This is a genomic window from Methylobacterium sp. B4, assembly GCF_003201865.1.
In the GTDB taxonomy this organism is placed as follows: Bacteria; Pseudomonadota; Alphaproteobacteria; order Rhizobiales; family Beijerinckiaceae; genus Methylobacterium.
The window spans coordinates 133,933-151,472 of the sequence record NZ_QJJJ01000004.1; the positions used below are offsets into that span (position 1 = coordinate 133,933).

Consider the following 17,540-nt stretch of genomic DNA (forward strand, 5'->3'; position numbering starts at 1 on the left):
CCCTCAAGCCGCGGAGGTGCCGCGGGTCACGAGCACGCCGACGCCGGCGACCAGCCGGTCGAGGACGAAGCCGATGAGCCCGACATAGACGAGGGCGACGATGATCTCGGAGATGTGGGAGGAGTTCCACGCATCCCAGATGAAGAAGCCGATGCCGACGCCGCCGATCAGCATCTCGGCCGCGACGATGGCGAGCCAGGACAGGCCGACGCCGATGCGAAGACCGGTGAAGATGTACGGCGCGGCCGAGGGCAGCATGATCTTGTAGAAGAACTCGATCGGGTTCAGCCGGATGACCGCGGCGACGTTGCGGTAATCCTGCGGAATGTTGCGGATGCCGACCGCGGTGTTGATGATGATCGGCCAGATCGAGGTGATGAAGATCACGAAGATTGCCGAGGGCTGCCCGTCGCGGAAGGCGGCGAGCGAGAGCGGGAGCCAAGCCAGCGGCGGGATCGTGCGCAACACCTGGAAGATCGGGTCGAGGCCCCGCATCGCCCAGTCGGACTGGCCGACCAGGGTGCCGAGCATCACGCCGGCCACCACGGCGAGGGAGAAGCCGAGCGCGACGCGCTGGAGGCTCGCCGAGATATGCCAGAACAGGCCCTTGTCGGTGCCGCCGTTGTCGTAGAACGGGTCGACGATGATGTCCCAGGCCTCCGTCACCACCCGGGAGGGCGGCGGAAGGCCGGCGGTGGGGGAGGAGCACAGCACCTCCCACAGCAGCAGGAAGCCGGCCAGCACGATGAGCGGCGGCAGGACGCGGGCAGCGACGCCGCGCAGGCCGGCGAAGGTGACCAGCGGCGCGCGGACCGTGGCGGTGCGCGCGCGGGCGGTGGTTGCGAGGGTTGCTCCGGTGGCCATCACGCGACCTTCTTGATGCCGAGGCTGGCGAGGTAGGCGGCGGGGTTTTCCGGGTCGAAGACCTTGCCGTCGAACAACGTCTCGACGCCGCGCGAGGTGGATGTCGGGATCGTCGACACGCCGAGCGCCTTGGCGGCCTCGCGCCAGAGATCCTCGCGATTGACCTTGGCGATCAGCGCCTTGGTGTCGGTGGCCGGGTCGAACTTACCCCAGCGGATGTCCTCGGTGAGGAACCAGAGGTCGTGCGACTGGTACGGGTAGGAGGCGTTGTCGGCCCAGAACTTCATGATGTGCGGGCTGTTCTCGACGACGCGGCCGGTGCCGTAGTCGAACTTGCCCTTCATCCGGTCGACGACGTCGGCCACGGGCACGTTGATCCACTGGCGCTTGGCCACGATCGCCGCCATCTCGTCGCGGTTCTCGGGCTTGTCGCACCACTGCTGAGCCTCCATCACCGCCATCAGCAGGGCTTTTGCCGCGTTGGGGTACTTGTCGACCCAGGCCGCGCGCATGGCGAAGGCCTTCTCCGGGTGATCCTTCCAGAGTTCGCCGGTGGTGATGGCGGTGTAGCCGATGCCCTGGTGGATGAGCTGCTCGTTCCACGGCTCGCAGACGCAGAAGCAGTCCATCGTGCCGACCTTCATGTTCGCCACCATCTGGGGCGGGGGCACGACGATGGTCTCGATGTCCTTGTCGGGGTCGATGCCGCCGGCGGCCAGCCAGTAGCGGATCCAGAGGTCGTGGGTGCCGCCCGGGAAGGTCATGGCCGCCTTCACCGCCTTGCCCGATGCCTTCTTGGCGTCGAGCACGGCTTTGAACGGCTTGGTGTCGAGCCCGATCTTGTGGTCGATGTGCTCCTTGGCGATCGAGATGCACTGACCGTTCAGGTTGAGCCGGGCCATGATGTACATCGGCACCGGGACGTTGTTCTGCGTCACCCGGCCGGCCGAGATCAGGTAGGGCATCGGAGTCAGGATGTGGGCGCCGTCGATGCCGTTGCCCTCGGAGCCGAGCACGAGGTTGTCGCGGGTGGTGCCCCAGCTCGCCTGCTTCAACACCTCCGTCTCGGGCAGGCCGTACTTGGCGAAGATGCCCTTCTCCTTGGCCACGAAGAGCGGCGCCGCGTCGGTCAGCGCGATGAAGCCGAGCTTGGCCCCCTTCACCTCCGGCCCCGCGCCCTGCGCGAAGGCGCCCGCCGGCAGCGCGGCGCGGGCCGCACCCGCCAGTGCGAGCGCGGCGGCCGCGCCCTTGAGGACGCCGCGGCGGGTCGTGTTGCCCTGATCGATGCTCATCCGCCCTTTGTCTCCGTTGCCTGAGCGCGCATGAAAAAAGCCGCCATCCGGGATCGCTGGCGCGATCGACTCTCGTCGCGTGCCGGCAGTCCGGATCAGCGGCCTTGCTGATGTGAGGAGCCCGTCATCGTTGGCAGGCCCGCCTGGAACAGTTCGCAGGAAGCGTGCCAACCCTTCCGCGCGGCGGTATCCCGGGAGCGGCGGAGGCGCCCACCGGCTCCCCCGCAGCGACCGGTGCAGCAAACGCGTGCAGTGCACAAAAAAGAGGCTGCTGGCGATCGGATGCGCACGTCCGCGCCCGGATCGCGCCTTCGCCGGGCGGATTCTGCGCCGTCGGTGGGCCTCAGGCCCGGGTCGCCGCCGCGAACAGGTCCGGCCGGTAGAAGGCGGCGGCCCGTTCGGGCCCTCTGCCGCCGGCCGCGATCTGCCCGCAGGCGGCCATCTGCGCGACGATCCAGCGGGCATGCTCCGGATCGGGGGAATGGGTGGCGCCGTCGAGGCGCAGATAGTCCGGCTGCTCGCGCTCGGTCCCGTCGGGAGCCACGATCAGGGCACCGCTCAGCGTGCGGGCCAGCAGCGCGGCATCGGCGCCCAGCCCGGCCCGCTCGGCGAGCAAGCGGCTCAGAGCGTCGCGGTTGGCCGGATCGGCGCACCACAGGCCGGCCCGGTGGATCGCCCGGACGAGCGGCAGGGTGAAATCCGCGCCCTCGGGCACGGCGAGCACCTTTTCCGGGCAGTCGGGCGCGATCTCGCAGCCGAACGCCGCGATGCGGCCGAGGCCTGCCGCGACGGCGATGCTGTTCCACGGGGCGCCGACGCAGAAGCCGTCGATCTGGCCGCGCCGGAGCGCGTCGACCGTGTCCGGTGGAGGCACCACCACGAGCCGTAGGGACGCATCCAGATCGAGCCCGCCCGCCCGCGCGAACAGGCGAAGCTGGTAGGAGTGACTGGAGAAGGGATGCACGGTGCCGATCGTCAGGGGCGTTCCGGCCTCCGCCCGCTCGCGGGCGACCCGCGCGAAGGCCGCGGCGACGGGTTCGACGGCCTCGCTGTCCGGGGCCATGGCCTGCCACAGCCCGTTCGAGACGGTGAACGCGTTGCCGTTGAGGTTGAGCGCCATCGGCACGCAGAGATCCGCCTGCGGCCCCGAGAAGCCGAGCGCGCTGGCGATGGCGAGCGGCCCCAGCATGTGGGCGGCGTCGAGATGACCGAGGGCGAGCCGGTCGCGCAGGGTCGCCCACGAGGGCTCGCGCGAGAGTTCGATCTCGAGGCCCTCGTCGCGGGCAAAGCCTCTCTCCGCCGCGGCGATGACCGGGGCGGCGTCGGTGAGCGGGACGTATCCGAGCGTCAGCCTCATCCGAGCAGGTCCGCGGCGGTGACGATGGCCCGGGCGATGTCCACGATCTTGCGCTTCTCGTTCATCGCCTGCCGCCGCAGGAGCTTGTAGGCCTCCTCCTCGCTCAGGCCCTTGCGCGTCATCAGGATGCCCTTGGCCCGCTCGATCAGCTTGCGGTCGGCCAGCTCCGAGCGCGCCTCGTCGAGCTCCCGCTGAAGCCGCGCGAAGGCGTTGAAGCGGAGGATCGCGATGTCGAGGATCGGCCGGATCCGCTCCGAGCGCAGGCCGTCGACCACGTAGGCCGAGATGCCCGCATCGACGGCGGCCTGCATCATGGTCTGGTCCGAGCGGTCCACGAACATCGCCACCGGCCGCTCGGCCTGCCGGGACAGGCCCGACATCTGCTCCAGCACGTCCCGGCTCGGGCTCTCGAGATGGACGACGATCACGTCGGGCTTGAGCCCGGCGACACGGGCCTGGAGGTCGGGCCCGTCGGGGATGACGACGACGTTCGCCACGCCCGAGGCGCGCAGGCCCTCCTCCAGGATCGCCGCGCGGGCCCGGCTCGGATCGATGACGGCGACGGTGAGGCTGGTCTCGGTCATCGAGGCCTGAAAACGATTCGGTCCGTTCGAGGAAGGCTTACGGGGAGCCGGGCGGCTCGGGAAGCCGTTCCGGCAGGCAACCGCGCTGCCCGCCCTCGCGCTTTCCGGCCCGCTTCGGGCACGACTCGTGACGCGCGTTACGAACCGGACACGCGGCGGCCCCGCTTCTGCCGCAAACCGGACGCCAAACTCAAGCCGTTGGCGAATCCATCGGGAGGGTCCGGTTCATGCGCGTCTTCGATCCGCTGCGGAAGCCGGACGTTGCCACGACGCATCGCGCCGTGGTCCCGCCCCTGCTGCCGACGCTCGGCCTCGCCCTGGTCGCCGCCCTGCTGTCGCTGACCTGCCGCGAGCCCGCCAAGGACGCCCCGAGCCCGAACAGGCCCGTCTCCGTTCAGGCGCTGCCCGTCATGGCCAGCGCCGACCGGCTATCGGTGTTCGATCCCGGCAAGGCCCTGCTCGCCGATCTCGATCCCGTGCCGGCGAGCGAGGCCTTCGCTCGCCTCGCGCCTCCGGTCGTGGCCAGTGAGGCCCCGGCCCGCCCGGCGCGCCAGCCGATGATGGCGAAGTCCGAGCGCCGCCGTCCGCCCGCGAGCCGGGTGGCGACGACGCAGACGCCGCCGGCGGCCCCGTCGAAGCCCGTGGCCGAGCCGTTCGAACGCTCCACCGCATCGGAGGCGGAGGATCAGCGCTTCCTGCCCGCGGGCGCCCTGCCCTTCGCCGCCGTCGATGCGGCCTGGGACGCCGCCCGCAGCGCCGGAGCCGGCGCGGTGAGCCTCGGCGGCTCCGTCGTCAGCCTCGTCTCCGCGCTGCGCTGAGCCCCGGCCGGGACCCCTGCCGCCTCCATATTCGTCAAGCCCAAGCCTTGCTGAGCGCGGCGGCTGCGCCACTTCGCGCTGACAGACGTGCCCGGCGAACGGTTCGCCGCGTCCGGATGCCCGCTGGCGGGTGACGGGCGCGGCCGGTGGGCACGCCAAGCGAGACCGAGACCTGCCTTCGCCCCGCGCCGGTCGGCTCGGACGAGGCGACGGAGTACCGGATGGCGGGACGGATCGAGGATTACGCCCTGATCGGGGACGGCCGCACGGCGGCGCTGGTCGGGCGGGACGGCAGCATCGACTGGCTGTGCATGCCGCGCTTCGACGCCTCCGCTCTGTTCGCGGGCCTGCTCGGCACGGACGAGCACGGCTTCTGGAAGCTCGCCCCGGCCGCAGCGGGCGCGCAGCATTCCTGGCGCTATCGCAGCGGCTCCCTGGTGTTGGAGACGACCCATAAGACCCACGAGGGCGAGGTCCGCGTGACCGACTTCATGCCGGTCGGCGACGGCTCCCACGTGATCCGCCTCGTCGAGGGCGTGCGCGGCCGGATGGCGATGCGCATGGAGCTGGCCGTTCGCTTCGATTACGGCTCGGCCGTGCCCTGGGTCTCGCGCAGCGAACTCGGCGACCTGCGGGCGATCTCGGGCCCCCACAAGGTGGTCCTGCGCACCAACGCGCCGATGCGCGGCTCCGCCCGCCAGACCACGATCTCGGAGTTCACGGTCTACAAGGGCGACGCGGTCCGCTTCGTCCTGAGCTACGGCGCCTCGCACGAGGACGATCCGGCGCCGATCGAGCCGCGCCGATACCTCGCCGACACCAACCGGTTCTGGCGCGACTGGTCGAACCGCTGCACGCTCGAGACGCCCTGGGACGACATCCTGCGCCGCTCGCTGCTGACGCTGAAGGCGCTGATCTACGAGCCGACCGGCGGCATCGTGGCGGCGCCCACCACCTCGCTGCCCGAGGATCTGGGCGGCGTGCGCAACTGGGACTACCGCTTCTGCTGGCTGCGCGACTCCACCTTCACGCTGCTGGCGCTGATGGATTCGGGCTATATCGACGAGGCGCGCGCCTGGCGCGACTGGCTGACCCGTGCGGTGGCCGGCAACCCGGAGCAGGCGCACATCCTCTACGGCATCGCGGGCGAGCGCCTGCTGCCCGAGATCGAGCTCGACTGGCTGCCCGGCTACGAGAATTCCCGGCCCGTGCGCGTCGGCAACGCGGCCATCGCGCAGTTCCAGCTCGACGTCTACGGCGAGCTGTTCGACGCCCTGTTCCAGGCCCGCTCCCGCGGCATGGCGGAGGACAAGGAGGGGGTGCGGGTCGGTCAGGCCCTGATCAAGCACCTGGAGACCGCGTGGCGCGAGCCCGACGAGGGCATCTGGGAGGTGCGCGGTGGACGGCGCCACTTCGTCCATTCCAAGGTGATGGCCTGGGTTGCCTTCGACCGGGCGATCCGCAGCGTCGAGATGATGGGCGCCGACGATCCCCGCCCCTCCGACCCGCCCCTCGAGCATTGGCGGAACCTGCGGGACGAGATCCACGCCGAGGTCTGCGCCAAGGGTTTCGACCCCGAGCTGAACAGCTTCGTCCAGTCCTACGGAAGCAAGGCGCTGGACGCGAGCCTTCTGCTCATCGCGCATATGGGCTTCCTGCCCCAGGACGACCCGCGGGTGGTCGGCACGGTCGCGGCGGTGGAACGCCACCTGATCCGCGACGGATTCGTGCTGCGCTACGAGACGGAGGGGCAGACGACCGACGGCCTGCCCGGTGACGAGGGCGCTTTCCTGCCCTGCAGCTTCTGGTATGCCGACAATTTGATCGGGCTCGGCCGCTGCGAGGAGGCGCATGCCCTGATCGAGCGCCTGATCGGCGTGTGCAACGACCTCGGGCTGGTCTCCGAGGAGTACGACGTGCGCGCAAAACGGCTGGTGGGCAACTTCCCCCAGGCATTCACGCATGTTGCGCTCGTCAACACGATCCTCAATTACAGCCGCGCAATCGGTCCGGCGACGGAACGGGGCAGCGGCGCGGACCATTCCGAGTCGAGGGCAGGCGAATCCATCGCGGCGCAATAGGCGCGTCCCGTCCCCCGGGCGGGCGATGGAAGCGAGAAAGACGGGTACTCCATGAGCGGTGCAGACACGAGCCCGAAGGCGGCCCTGAGCGAGGGCGACAAGCTCGCGATCGACACGATCCGGACGCTCGCGATTGACGCGGTGCAGAAGGCGAATTCCGGCCATGCCGGCGCGCCGATGGCGCTGGCGCCCGTCGCCTACACCCTGTGGAACCGGTATCTGCGCTACGACCCGGCCCATCCGCACTGGCCGAACCGGGACCGCTTCGTGCTCTCGGCCGGCCACGCCTCGATGCTGCTCTACGGGCTGCTGCACCTCGCCCGCGTCGCGGAGAGCGATGGCGGCAATGCACCCGCCATCTCGCTGGACGACATCAAGAAATTCCGCCAGCTCGACAGCCGCACGCCGGGCCATCCGGAATACCACTTCACCACCGGCGTCGAGACCACCACAGGCCCGCTCGGCCAGGGCGTGGCGAACTCCGTCGGCATGGCGATGGGCGGCCGCTTCAAGGGCGAGCGCCTGAACCGGCCCGACCTGCCGCTGTTCGACTACAACGTCTACGCCATCTGCTCGGACGGCGACCTGATGGAGGGCGTCAGCCAGGAGGCCGCCTCGATCGCAGGGCATCTGCGCCTGTCGAACCTCTGCTGGATCTACGACAACAACACCATCACCATCGAGGGGCACACCGAACTCGCCTTCTCGGAAGAGGTCGCCGCGCGCTTCCTCGCCTATGGCTGGCAGGTGCTGCGGGTGGCCGATGCCAACGACACCCACGCCATCGCCTCGGCGCTCGAGACCTTCCTGCAATCGAGCGACCGCCCGACGCTGATCATCGTCAACTCGATCATCGGCTACGGCGCGCCGACCAAGCAGAACACCGCGAAGGCCCATTCCGATGCGCTCGGCCCCGACGAGGTGAAGGGCGCCAAGCGCGCCTATGGCTGGCCGGAGGATTCCGAGTTCCTCGTGCCGGACGGCGTCTACGACACCTTTGCCGACGGCATCGGCAAGCGCGGCGCGGCCCTCTACGCCCAGTGGCAGGGCTTCTTCGAGGCCGCCAAGGCGGCGGATGCGGAGCATGCCGAGGATCTGTCCGCCTTCCTCGAAGGCCGCCTACCCGACGGCTGGGACCGGGACATCCCGGTCTTCGAAGCCGACGCCAAGGGGCTCGCGACGCGCGAATCTTCCGGCAAGGTGCTCAACGCCATCGCCCGAAACGTGCCCTTCCTGCTCGGTGGCTCGGCCGATCTGGCGCCGTCGAACAAGTCGAATCTCACCTTCGAGGGCGCGGGCTCGCTGACCCCGTTCGAGCCGGGCGGACGCAACATCCATTTCGGCGTGCGCGAGCACGCCATGGGCTCGATCGTGAACGGGCTCGGACTCGTGGGCCTGCGCGCCTACGGGGCGACCTTCCTCGTCTTCGCCGATTACATGCGCCCGCCGATCCGGCTCGCCTCGCTCATGGAACTGCCGGTCTTCCACATCTTCACCCACGACTCGATCGGCGTGGGCGAGGACGGGCCGACCCACCAGCCGGTGGAGCAGATCCTCTCCCTGCGTTGCATCCCCGGCCTCGTGACCCTGCGCCCGGCCGACGCCAACGAGGTGGCCGAGGCCTACCGGGTGATCTTCTCGCTGAAGGATCAGCCGGCGGTGCTGGCCCTCTCGCGCCAGCCCCTGCCGACCTTCGACCGCTCGAAATACGCCCCCGCCTCCGGCACCGCGAAGGGCGCCTACGTGCTCGCCGACTGCGAGGGCACGCCGGAGGTGATCCTGATCGGCACGGGCTCCGAGGTGCAGCTCTGCGTCGGCGCCTACGAGACCCTGAAGGGCGAGGGCGTGAAGGCCCGCGTCGTCTCGATGCCGTCCTGGGAGCTGTTCGAGCGCCAGGACGAGAGCTACCGCAACAGCGTCCTGCCGCCCGAGGTTCTGGCGCGTGTGGCGGTGGAACAGGGCAGCGTGATCGGCTGGGACCGCTACGCCGGCTCCTCGGGTTCGATCGTCGGCATGCACACCTTCGGCGCCTCGGCCCCGATCAAGGACCTGCTGGGCAAGTTCGGCTTCACCGCCGAGAAGGTGATCGAGGCCGCCCGTGCGCAGGTGGCCAAGCACAAGAGGTAGGGCGCAAGGAAAGGCTCTCCCCTCTGTGGAAGAGGGTGGCCCCTGCCTCGGCAGGGGTCGGGCAAGGGGAGCGCCGCTCCCGGAGGGGCGGGCCGGCCCCTCTCCCGCCCTGCATCCGCAGGCACCCTCCCCCGCAGAGAGGGGAGGGTTACGGGACGCGCGCCGCCCTATCTACGGGTGCAGGACGCTTGAAAAACTTCACGCGAGGACGACCGAGATGAACGCGCTGAACGCCCTCTTCTCCGAGCACGAGCAGGCGGTCTGGCTCGACTTCGTGGCCCGCGGCTTCATCGCCAAGGGTGAACTCAAGGCGCTGGTCGAGCGGGACGACCTGCGCGGCATCACTTCCAACCCGGCCATCTTCGAGAAGGCGATCGGCCACTCGGCCGAGTACGACGACAGCCTCAAGGCTGTTCTGAGCCAGGGCGATGCCCGCGTCATCGATCTCTACGAGGGGCTGGCCATCGCGGACATCCAGGCCGCGGCCGACGTGCTGCGCCGGGTTTACGACACGAGCGACGGCGCCGACGGCTATGTCAGCCTCGAAGTCTCGCCCTACCTCGCGCTGGATACCGAGGAGACGCTGAACGAGGCCCGCCGCCTCCACAAGGCGGTCGATCGCGACAATCTCATGGTGAAGGTGCCGGCCACCCCCGCCGGCCTCCCGGCGATCCGCCAGCTCACGGCGGAGGGTATCTCGGTCAACATCACCCTCCTCTTCTCGCAGGACGTCTACGAGGAGGTCGCCAACGCCTTCATCGACGGCCTGACCGAGTTCGGAAAGAACGGCGGCGACGTCTCGAAGGTCGCCTCCGTGGCGAGCTTCTTCATCAGCCGCATCGACAGCCTCGTGGACAAGAAACTCGACGAGGTCGGCGGCTACGAGGATCTGAAGGGCAAGGTGGCGATCGCCAACGCCAAGCTCGCCTACCAGCGCTACAAGCGCATCTTCTCGGGTGAGAAGTGGGCCGCGCTGGAGGCCAAGGGGGCCAAGGCGCAGCGCCTGCTCTGGGCCTCCACGGGCACCAAGAACAAGGCCTACTCGGACGTGCTCTACGTCGAGGAGCTGATCGGCAAGAACACCGTCAACACCATGCCGCCGGCCACCATGGACGCGTTCCGCGACCATGGGCGGGTGCGGGCGACGCTGGAGGAAAACATCGGCGAGGCCGAGACCGTGATGGCGCGCCTGGCGCAGGCCGGTATCGACATCGAGGCGGTCGCGCGCCAGCTCGTGGAGGAGGGCGTGCAGCTCTTCGTCGACGCCGCCGACGCGCTGCTCGGCGCCGTCGCGGGCAAGCGGGCGGCGCTGCTCGAACACCGGCTCGATGCCCAGACCTTCAAGCTCGGCGAGGCGCTGCAGGCGGCCACCGACAAGGCGGTCGAATCCTGGCGCGCGAGCGGCGCCATCCGCCGCCTCTGGGCGCACGACAACACCGTCTGGACCGGCCGGGACGAGGACAGGTGGCTCGGCTGGCTGCGCATCGTCGAGGACGAGCTGGAGCGCGTCGATCTCTACGAGAGCTTCGCCGAGGAGGTCCGCGCGGAGGGCTTCACCGACGCGGTCGTGCTCGGCATGGGCGGCTCCAGCCTCGGCCCGGAGGTGATCTCCGCGACCTACGGCCACCGCGAGGGCTTTCCGCGGCTCCGTATCCTCGATTCCACCGATCCGGACGAGGTCCGCGCCGTCGAGGCGGCGGTGAACCTCGAGAAGACCCTCTTCATCGTCGCCTCGAAATCGGGCTCCACGCTCGAACCGAACGTGTTTCGCGATTACTTCCTCGGCCGGATGAAGGAGGTCGTCGGGGCCGAGAAGGCCGGCCGCCACTTCGTCGCCGTCACCGATCCGGGTTCCGCCATGGAGAAGGCGGCCAAGGAAGACGGCTTTCGCAAGATCTTTCTGGGCGTGCCGCAGATCGGCGGGCGCTACTCGGTGCTCTCCGCGTTCGGTCTCGTGCCGGCGGCCGCGGCCGGCGTCGAGATCCGCGAGTTCCTCGACAGCGCCCGCATGATGGTCCGCTCCTGCGGACCGGCGGTGCCGCCCGCCGCCAACCCCGGCGTGCGCCTCGGCGCGGCCATGGGTGTCGCGGCCAAGGAGTTCGGGCGCGACAAGATCACGATCATCGCCTCCCCCGGGATCGGCACCTTCGGCACCTGGGCCGAGCAGCTCATCGCCGAGTCGACCGGCAAGGAGGGCGTCGGCATCATCCCCGTCGAGGGCGAGCCGGTCGGCGTGCCGGCCGTCTACGGCGAGGATCGACTGTTCGTGTACTTGCGCCTGACCAGCCAGGCCGATGCGCGCCAGGACGAGGCGGTGAAGATCCTGGAAAGCGAGGCGCAGCCGGTGGTGCGCATCGATCTCGACAAGGTCGAGCAGCTGCCGCAGGAATTCTTCCGCTTCGAGATCGCGACCGCCGTGGCGGGCGCGGTGCTCGGCATCAACCCGTTCGATCAGCCCGATGTCGAGGCGAGCAAGATCGAGACGAAGAAGCTGTTCGCCAGCGCCGAGGAGACCGGCACCCTTCCGGCCGAGACGCCGATCTTCGAGGACGAGACGGTCGCGCTCTACGCGGATGCGGCCAATGCCGAGATCCTGCGCCAGGGCGACGGCTTCGAGGCGATCGTCGCCGCCCATCTCGCCCGGGTGAAGGCGGGCGATTACGTCGCGCTGCTGGCCTATGTGGAGCGCAACGAGGCGCATCACGCGGTGCTTCAGGAGGCCCGTCTGAGCCTGCGCGACGCGCGCCGGGTCGCGACCTGCCTGGAATTCGGGCCGCGCTTCCTCCACTCGACGGGGCAGGCCTACAAGGGCGGACCGGCCTCCGGGGTGTTTCTCCAGATCACCGCCGATCCCTCCGCCGACCTGCCTATCCCCGGGCGCAAGCTCGGCTTCAAGACGGTGATCGCGGCGCAGGCCCGGGGCGATTTCGCCGTGCTGGCCGAACGCAAGCGCCGGGCGCTGCGAATCCACCTCAAGGGCGGCGACGTGTCCGGCGGCGTGAAGCGCGTGGCTGCGGCGATCAAGGCGGCGGGCTGAGTCAACGGCAACCGGATAGCGCTCCCCTCTTCCCGCGTGCGGGGAGAGGGGATGCGCCGCCGACCTTGTCTGTCAGGGGCATCAATCGGTGAGCGGACCCGGGATCGCGGCCTCGGCCTCGACGAGCAGGCGCTCCTCGTGGCGCTTCATGAACAGCCAAAGGGCCAGTCCGCCAAAGATCACGAAGGCCAGCAGAGCGAGGCCGACGGGGCCGACGATGTGCTCGATCGAGCGCCCGCAGGCATAGGCGCCAAAGCCCATGATGCCCGCCCAGGCGAGGCCGCCGAGGCCGTTGAACAGCATGAAGCGGCGCACGTCGAGCTTGTTCACGCCGGCCAGCACCGCCGCGTAGGCCCGCAGCATCGCCGTGAAACGGCCGAAGAACACGATTTTCCCGCCATGCTCACGGAACAGGTACTGCCCGAGCTTCAGCCGCCCGTGGTCGAGGGCGATGAGGTGGCCGTAGCGCAGCAGCAGGGGCATGCCCCAGCGCCGCCCGACCCAGTAGCCGACATTGTCGCCGAGGATCGCCGCGGCGGCGGCCGCCGCCACGATCAGGACGATGTTGAGGTTGCCGGTGCTGCCCGCATAGACGGCCGAGGAGATCAGGATGGTCTCGCCCGGCATCGGCACGCCCGCGCTCTCCAGCGCCACGACGACGAAGACGGCGAGGTAGCCGTAATGGGCGATCAGGTCGGCGATCGGCAGTCCTTGGAGGAAGGACATGGATGAAAAAGCTCCGCGAAACGTGTCGCGGAGCAGTCTGGCCAGGAACGTGGCCGCAACAGGGCGCCGGAATTCTCAGCCCGGCTGAACGGCCTCGGCCGGACCGACGCCGGCTTCCGCCGGGTCGCGAGTGGGCGTGCCGGCAGCTTCGCGTCCCGGCCCCTCTTCGGCAAGGCTGCAAGCTTTTGGCGGCGGCAGCAGGTACGCCAGGGCTTCCGAGACGCCGAAGAGCACCGGGTTCGCCCGCAGGCCGGAATCGGGCGGAAGGAGGGAGATGGTCTCGATCATGGCGGGTGCCGGGTTGCCTGCCCGCCGAAGGGCGGGAGTGGTTATAAGCCGCCCGCCGGCCTGCGGTTGCATCGCGCCGCGCCGCCCGTGCCACGCGGCACTTGGCCATCGGGGCCGACCGAGCGCCCTCCCCTCAGCTCGCCTTGATGAAGGTTTCGACGCTGGCGCCCAGGCTCGCGGAATGGGCCGAGAGGCTGTCGGCGATGCGGCGCACGGAGTCGACGAGACTGCCGGTGGCGTTGGCGGCTGAGGACACGCCGACGATGTTGCCGGACATCTCCTGGGTCGAGGCGGCCTGCTCCTCCACCGCGCTCGCCATGGCCAGCGTCAGGCCGGAGAGTTCGGTGACGGCGGCGGTGATGGTGCCGATGGCGTCGACCGCCTCGCCGGTGGCGCTCTGGATCGCGGCGATCTGTCCGGAGATCTCGCCGGTGGCCCGGGCGGTCTGCTCGGCGAGCGCCTTCACCTCGGCGGCCACCACCGCGAAGCCGCGACCGGCGGCGCCGGCGCGGGCCGCCTCGATGGTGGCGTTGAGCGCCAGCAGGTTGGTCTGGTCGGCGATCGTGCGGATCATCGCCACCACCGCATCGACCTTGCGGGCGTTCTCGGCCAGGAGCCGGACGGTGGCATCGGTCGTCTCGGCCTGGACCGCGATGCGCTGGGCCCGTTCGGAGACGCTGCCCACCTGCCCCGAAATCTCCTGGATCGAGGCCGTCATCTGCTGCGAGCCCGCCGCCACCGAGGCGGCGCGCTGCCGCGCCTCCTCCGCCGCGCCGGCCAGCCCCTCGGCGGAGCGCTGCATCTGCTCGACGGCGCCGCCCACCGCCTCCACCACCCGCGAGACTTCCGACTCCATCTCGACCTGCGCGGTCACCACCGCCCAGGTCATCATCGGCCCGAGATAGCGGCCGTCGGGCCCGTTGATCGCAGAGACGCGCAGGTCGAGCGTCTCGGGGCCGACCTTGATCCGGGCCCGGTGCGGCAGCCGGCTCGCATCCGCCAGCATGGCCCGCTGGTGGTGGGGGTTCTTGTGGAACACGTCGAAGGACTGGCCCAACATCTGCGAGACCTTGATCGGCAGATGCCGCTCGATCGTGCCGAGCGTGGTCCGCGAGGTCGCGTTGAGATAGTTGATCTTGAAGTTGTCGCGCGGATCGGCGGTCATGACGGCGATGGGCATGCCGTCGATCATCGTCATCAGGCGATTGGTCTCGTTCTTCTTGACGGTGATGTCGGTCGCGAACTTCATGACCCGGATCGGCCGGCCGTCCGTGTCCAGCACGGCGTTGTAGGTCGCCTCCAGCCATACGCGCCGACCCGCCTTGTCGAGTCGCGCAAACTCGCCCGAGGCGTATTGCCCGTTGCGCAGGTTCTCCCAGAACCGGGCATAGTCGGCGCTCGCGGCGTGGTCGGGCTCGACGAAGATCCGGTGATGGCGGCCGACGATCTCGTCGAGCGTGTAGCCGAGTACGCCGAGGAAGTTCTGGTTCGCCCCCAGAACCGTGCCGTCCATGGCGAACTCGATGGTGGCGAGTGAACGGTCGAGCGCATCGAGCTTGGCTTTCGCGTCGTCGAATCTCGGTTTGCGAAACATCAGGCAACCCCCGTGACCGACCCTCCTCCTGCTGCCATGTGGTGAGGAGCGATCGAAGTCATTGATCGAAAAAGGATACCCGGTCGCGTTTGATCCGACTCTCGGTCTCCGATCCCAGGTTGAATATTTGATGTCGGATTTAATTACAGGTTAACGATAGGATCGTCGGCTTAGAATTCGAGCGTTTTTGCCAATATTTACCGCGAGCCGGAAGCTTTCGTCGGATCATTCGACTTGCATTATAACATAAGATGATAAGTCAGTGATGTGGAAATATCTGTTTCCGAGAGCGATATGGTTCCTGCTTGATTCAAGCGAAAATGCTGTCTTCAGCCCGAGCCTTGCTTGAGAAGCGATCTTTCCAAAGCTCATATCTGTCATCCCGAACGGATCAACCGGACGTGGTATGATCTCGCCTCCGTTTGATCGCCTCGGCCTTCGCCCCTCTCCGTCATGGTATGGCGGAGCCGAAGCGACCCGGAGCGCGACCTGTCCGGACAGTGCGGAGCCCTGGATTGCCACGGCTTCGCCTCGCGAGAGCGACGGAAGAGACCAAGGCGACCAACCGGAAACCGTATGAGACCGGTGACGTCGGAGCAGGCGTGCGAACAGGTTCGGGACAGCCGGAAGCGCGGCTCCTCGGTCGAGGAGCGCACCGCGCCGAACACATTCGCTCAGGCGGAGTCTCGCCCCCGACGGTCGAGCGCGTCGAGCGCGACCGGCGCTGCGTGAGGGCGGCTGCCGAGCATGGCGTCGATCAGCGCCAGCACCTCGGTCCGTCCGACATTGGCCGCCGGCTCGAACGGCGTCCAGGTCTGGGTGAAGTCGAGGCGTTCGAACACGTCGCGGTAGCGACGCAGCTCGTTCACGGTCAGCGGCACGCCGCGCACGAAGGCCTTGTGGGCCGAGATCGTCCGCGCCCGCCGAAAGTTCTCGGGATCGAGTTCGAACTTGAGCGCGTCGCCGCAGAAGCAGATTTTTCGCGAACGGTCGAACAGGACCGCGTGGCCGTCGAAATGGCCCGCCGTGCGGTGCAGTTCGAGGCCCGGCAGCGGCTCCAGGAAGTCGTCGTAGGGCCAGGAGACCTGAAGCGCCGCGCTCCAGGTGAAGTCGGCGGCCGGCAGGCAGAGTTCCGGGTCGAAGCGGTCCTGCAGCTGCACCAGCGCCCCGTAGGAATGCGGGTGGGAGGCGGAGAGCACTTTCATGCCGCCCAGCCGCTCGATCTGGTCGAGCGCCGCCACGCTGAAGACGGGGCAGCCCTCGAAACCCATGTTCCCCCTGTCGGTCTGGATCAGGTAGGCGCTCGGGCCGATGCCGGAGACGGGCTCGTTCCAGAAGCGCCACACGCCGGGCTCCAGTTCCTCCCAATGGCAGGGGAAGGCCGCCTGCGCCTCCGGCTCCGTGCGGAAGCGCCAGCCGTCCTGCGGCACCACGTGGCGGGCATCGAGGCACATCGGGCAGCTCGGCGGCGCCGCGAAGTGGCGCTGCCAGAAGCCGCAATTGTCGCAAGCGTAGGCGGGAAGCTTCAGGGCGCCGGCGAAGGGAAGGTAACCGGGCAAGGTGCGTGTCCTCGTGGGGCGCCCGCGCACGGGCCGGAGAGCGGCAACGGTCCTAGCCGCGCGAACCGCCCGACGGAAGAGCCGGGCGCGCCCGCATCAGGGACGTGGGAGCAGGCGCAAGGGTTTGCTCAGGGCACGCACCGCGAGCGCGCTCCCGAGCAACGCCGCGCCCGCCAGACCGAACACCAGGGCGTCGCGCTCCCGGCTCGTCCAGAACTCCGATCGGGTCGCCTTGGTCCGCTCCCGCGCGGCGCCGTCGATGATCGCCCCGCTCGCGACCGGCGCGTCGAGGTTGCCGCGGCGATCCGGAAGCGGTTCCTTCTCCACCATGGCGTCCCAGCCCTCGGCCGCCTTGCGGTCGGCGTAGGAGGGCCACAGGGCCTGCGCGGCCGCCATCAACACCGAGGTTCGTCCGACCCAGATCTCGCGGCTCGGCCGCGTCGCGGCGTGATAGATCGCCTCGGCGCACAGGCGCGGATCGAAGACCGGGTCCGGGGCGCGCTGCCCGTGGCCGGTGCGGGTCCGGGTCCAGCCGAATTGCGGCGTATTGACTGCGGGCAGGTAGACGACGCTGAGCGCCACCGCGCTCTTCTCGTGGATCAGCTCGGCGCGCAGGGAATCGGTGAAGCCGCTGAGCGCGAACTTGGCCCCGCAATAGGGCGCCTGAAGCGGCGCCGCGCGGATGGCGAGGCCGGAGGAGACCTGCACGATCACGCCGCGGTCGCGCGGCTTCATCCGGCGCAGCGCGGCGAGCGTGCCGTGCACGGCGCCGAGATAGGTCGTCTCCGTGACGCGGCGGAACTCCTCCGGCGTGATCCGGTCGGCCGGGCTCACGATCGTCGTCATGGCGTTGTTGATCCAGGCCCGGATCGGCCCGAGCTCCCGCTCGATCCGGTCGGTGGCGGCCTCGATCGCCTCGGCATCGGCGACATCCGCCGGAATCGCGAGCACGGCGGCACCCTCGCGGGCGAGCATCGCCGCGGCCTCGTCGAGGCGGCGGGCATCGCGCGCAAGGATCGCCACCGACCAGCCGTGCCGGGCGAAATGCCGGGCGGTCGCGAGGCCGATGCCGGCGCTGCCGCCCGTGACGACGGCGACGCGGGGCCCGCCCGTCCTGTTGCTCGCGACCAAGACGCCCCTCCCGCCGTTCTCTTGCCGCGACAATGCGGGCCACCGCGGGGAAGTTGCCGTGGGCCGCGCGGCCTCTTCGTCG

General features: G+C 69.4%; 13 protein-coding genes. 4 read left to right on the forward strand and 9 right to left on the reverse strand.

Annotated elements, in window-relative coordinates:
* Positions 1-3: 3 nt before the first annotated feature.
* From ntrB to BY998_RS07870, 4 genes are all read right to left on the reverse strand, one after another.
* Positions 4-864: a nitrate ABC transporter permease gene (ntrB, locus tag BY998_RS07855; protein WP_110351085.1), complete on the reverse strand. Its 861-nt coding sequence runs from the start codon at positions 862-864 to the stop codon at positions 4-6.
* Positions 864-2,156: a CmpA/NrtA family ABC transporter substrate-binding protein gene (locus BY998_RS07860; protein WP_110351086.1), complete on the reverse strand. Its 1,293-nt coding sequence runs from the start codon at positions 2,154-2,156 to the stop codon at positions 864-866. The genes ntrB and BY998_RS07860 overlap by 1 nt, the downstream gene beginning before the upstream one ends.
* Before the next feature lie 343 nt (positions 2,157-2,499).
* The gene (locus tag BY998_RS07865) at positions 2,500-3,513 is read right to left on the reverse strand and encodes a CmpA/NrtA family ABC transporter substrate-binding protein (protein WP_110351087.1); all 1,014 of its coding nucleotides are present in this window, start codon (positions 3,511-3,513) and stop codon (positions 2,500-2,502) included.
* On the reverse strand, positions 3,510-4,097 hold the full coding sequence (locus BY998_RS07870; RefSeq protein WP_110351088.1) for an ANTAR domain-containing protein: 588 nt from the start codon (positions 4,095-4,097) through the stop codon (positions 3,510-3,512). The genes BY998_RS07865 and BY998_RS07870 overlap by 4 nt, the downstream gene beginning before the upstream one ends.
* A 227-nt stretch (positions 4,098-4,324) precedes the next feature.
* On the opposite strand from BY998_RS07870, the gene BY998_RS07875 reads away from it, so the two are divergent.
* From BY998_RS07875 to BY998_RS07890, 4 genes are all read left to right on the forward strand, one after another.
* Positions 4,325-4,915 (forward strand): hypothetical protein, encoded by a 591-nt coding sequence (locus tag BY998_RS07875; RefSeq protein WP_110351089.1) that lies wholly within the window; start codon positions 4,325-4,327, stop codon positions 4,913-4,915.
* A 221-nt stretch (positions 4,916-5,136) separates the two neighbouring features.
* Positions 5,137-6,996, forward strand: a complete 1,860-nt coding sequence (locus BY998_RS07880) for a glycoside hydrolase family 15 protein (RefSeq protein WP_110351259.1) — start codon at positions 5,137-5,139, stop codon at positions 6,994-6,996.
* A gap of 51 nt (positions 6,997-7,047) precedes the next feature.
* Positions 7,048-9,123, forward strand: coding sequence for a transketolase (gene tkt, locus BY998_RS07885; RefSeq protein WP_110351090.1), 2,076 nt, complete (start codon positions 7,048-7,050; stop codon positions 9,121-9,123).
* Positions 9,124-9,340: 217 nt separating this feature from the next.
* Positions 9,341-12,160, forward strand: coding sequence for a bifunctional transaldolase/phosoglucose isomerase (locus BY998_RS07890; protein WP_110351091.1), 2,820 nt, complete (start codon positions 9,341-9,343; stop codon positions 12,158-12,160).
* A gap of 81 nt (positions 12,161-12,241) precedes the next feature.
* Here BY998_RS07890 and BY998_RS07895 read toward each other — a convergent pair whose 3' ends face one another.
* The 5 genes from BY998_RS07895 to BY998_RS07915 form a co-directional block, all read right to left on the reverse strand.
* Positions 12,242-12,886, reverse strand: a complete 645-nt coding sequence (locus tag BY998_RS07895) for a DedA family protein (RefSeq protein WP_110351092.1) — start codon at positions 12,884-12,886, stop codon at positions 12,242-12,244.
* 75 nt (positions 12,887-12,961) lie between these two features.
* The gene (locus BY998_RS07900; RefSeq protein WP_110351093.1) at positions 12,962-13,174 is read right to left on the reverse strand and encodes a hypothetical protein; all 213 of its coding nucleotides are present in this window, start codon (positions 13,172-13,174) and stop codon (positions 12,962-12,964) included.
* 133 nt (positions 13,175-13,307) lie between these two features.
* The gene (locus tag BY998_RS07905) at positions 13,308-14,768 is read right to left on the reverse strand and encodes a PAS domain-containing methyl-accepting chemotaxis protein (RefSeq protein ID WP_110351094.1); all 1,461 of its coding nucleotides are present in this window, start codon (positions 14,766-14,768) and stop codon (positions 13,308-13,310) included.
* A 674-nt stretch (positions 14,769-15,442) separates the two neighbouring features.
* Positions 15,443-16,327: an MBL fold metallo-hydrolase gene (locus BY998_RS07910; RefSeq protein ID WP_110351095.1), complete on the reverse strand. Its 885-nt coding sequence runs from the start codon at positions 16,325-16,327 to the stop codon at positions 15,443-15,445.
* 96 nt (positions 16,328-16,423) lie between these two features.
* Positions 16,424-17,458, reverse strand: a complete 1,035-nt coding sequence (locus BY998_RS07915) for an SDR family oxidoreductase (RefSeq protein ID WP_110351096.1) — start codon at positions 17,456-17,458, stop codon at positions 16,424-16,426.
* Between the last annotated feature and the right edge of the window lie 82 nt (positions 17,459-17,540).

Coding starts and splice junctions, on each gene's coding strand:
- ntrB (WP_110351085.1), bottom strand. CDS start 864: ATGGCCACCGGAGCAACCCTCGCAACCACCGCCCGCGCGCGCACCGCC.
- BY998_RS07860 (WP_110351086.1), bottom strand. CDS start 2,156: ATGAGCATCGATCAGGGCAACACGACCCGCCGCGGCGTCCTCAAGGGC.
- BY998_RS07865 (WP_110351087.1), bottom strand. CDS start 3,513: ATGAGGCTGACGCTCGGATACGTCCCGCTCACCGACGCCGCCCCGGTC.
- BY998_RS07870 (WP_110351088.1), bottom strand. CDS start 4,097: ATGACCGAGACCAGCCTCACCGTCGCCGTCATCGATCCGAGCCGGGCC.
- BY998_RS07875 (WP_110351089.1), top strand. CDS start 4,325: ATGCGCGTCTTCGATCCGCTGCGGAAGCCGGACGTTGCCACGACGCAT.
- BY998_RS07880 (WP_110351259.1), top strand. CDS start 5,137: ATGGCGGGACGGATCGAGGATTACGCCCTGATCGGGGACGGCCGCACG.
- tkt (WP_110351090.1), top strand. CDS start 7,048: ATGAGCGGTGCAGACACGAGCCCGAAGGCGGCCCTGAGCGAGGGCGAC.
- BY998_RS07890 (WP_110351091.1), top strand. CDS start 9,341: ATGAACGCGCTGAACGCCCTCTTCTCCGAGCACGAGCAGGCGGTCTGG.
- BY998_RS07895 (WP_110351092.1), bottom strand. CDS start 12,886: ATGTCCTTCCTCCAAGGACTGCCGATCGCCGACCTGATCGCCCATTAC.
- BY998_RS07900 (WP_110351093.1), bottom strand. CDS start 13,174: ATGATCGAGACCATCTCCCTCCTTCCGCCCGATTCCGGCCTGCGGGCG.
- BY998_RS07905 (WP_110351094.1), bottom strand. CDS start 14,768: ATGTTTCGCAAACCGAGATTCGACGACGCGAAAGCCAAGCTCGATGCG.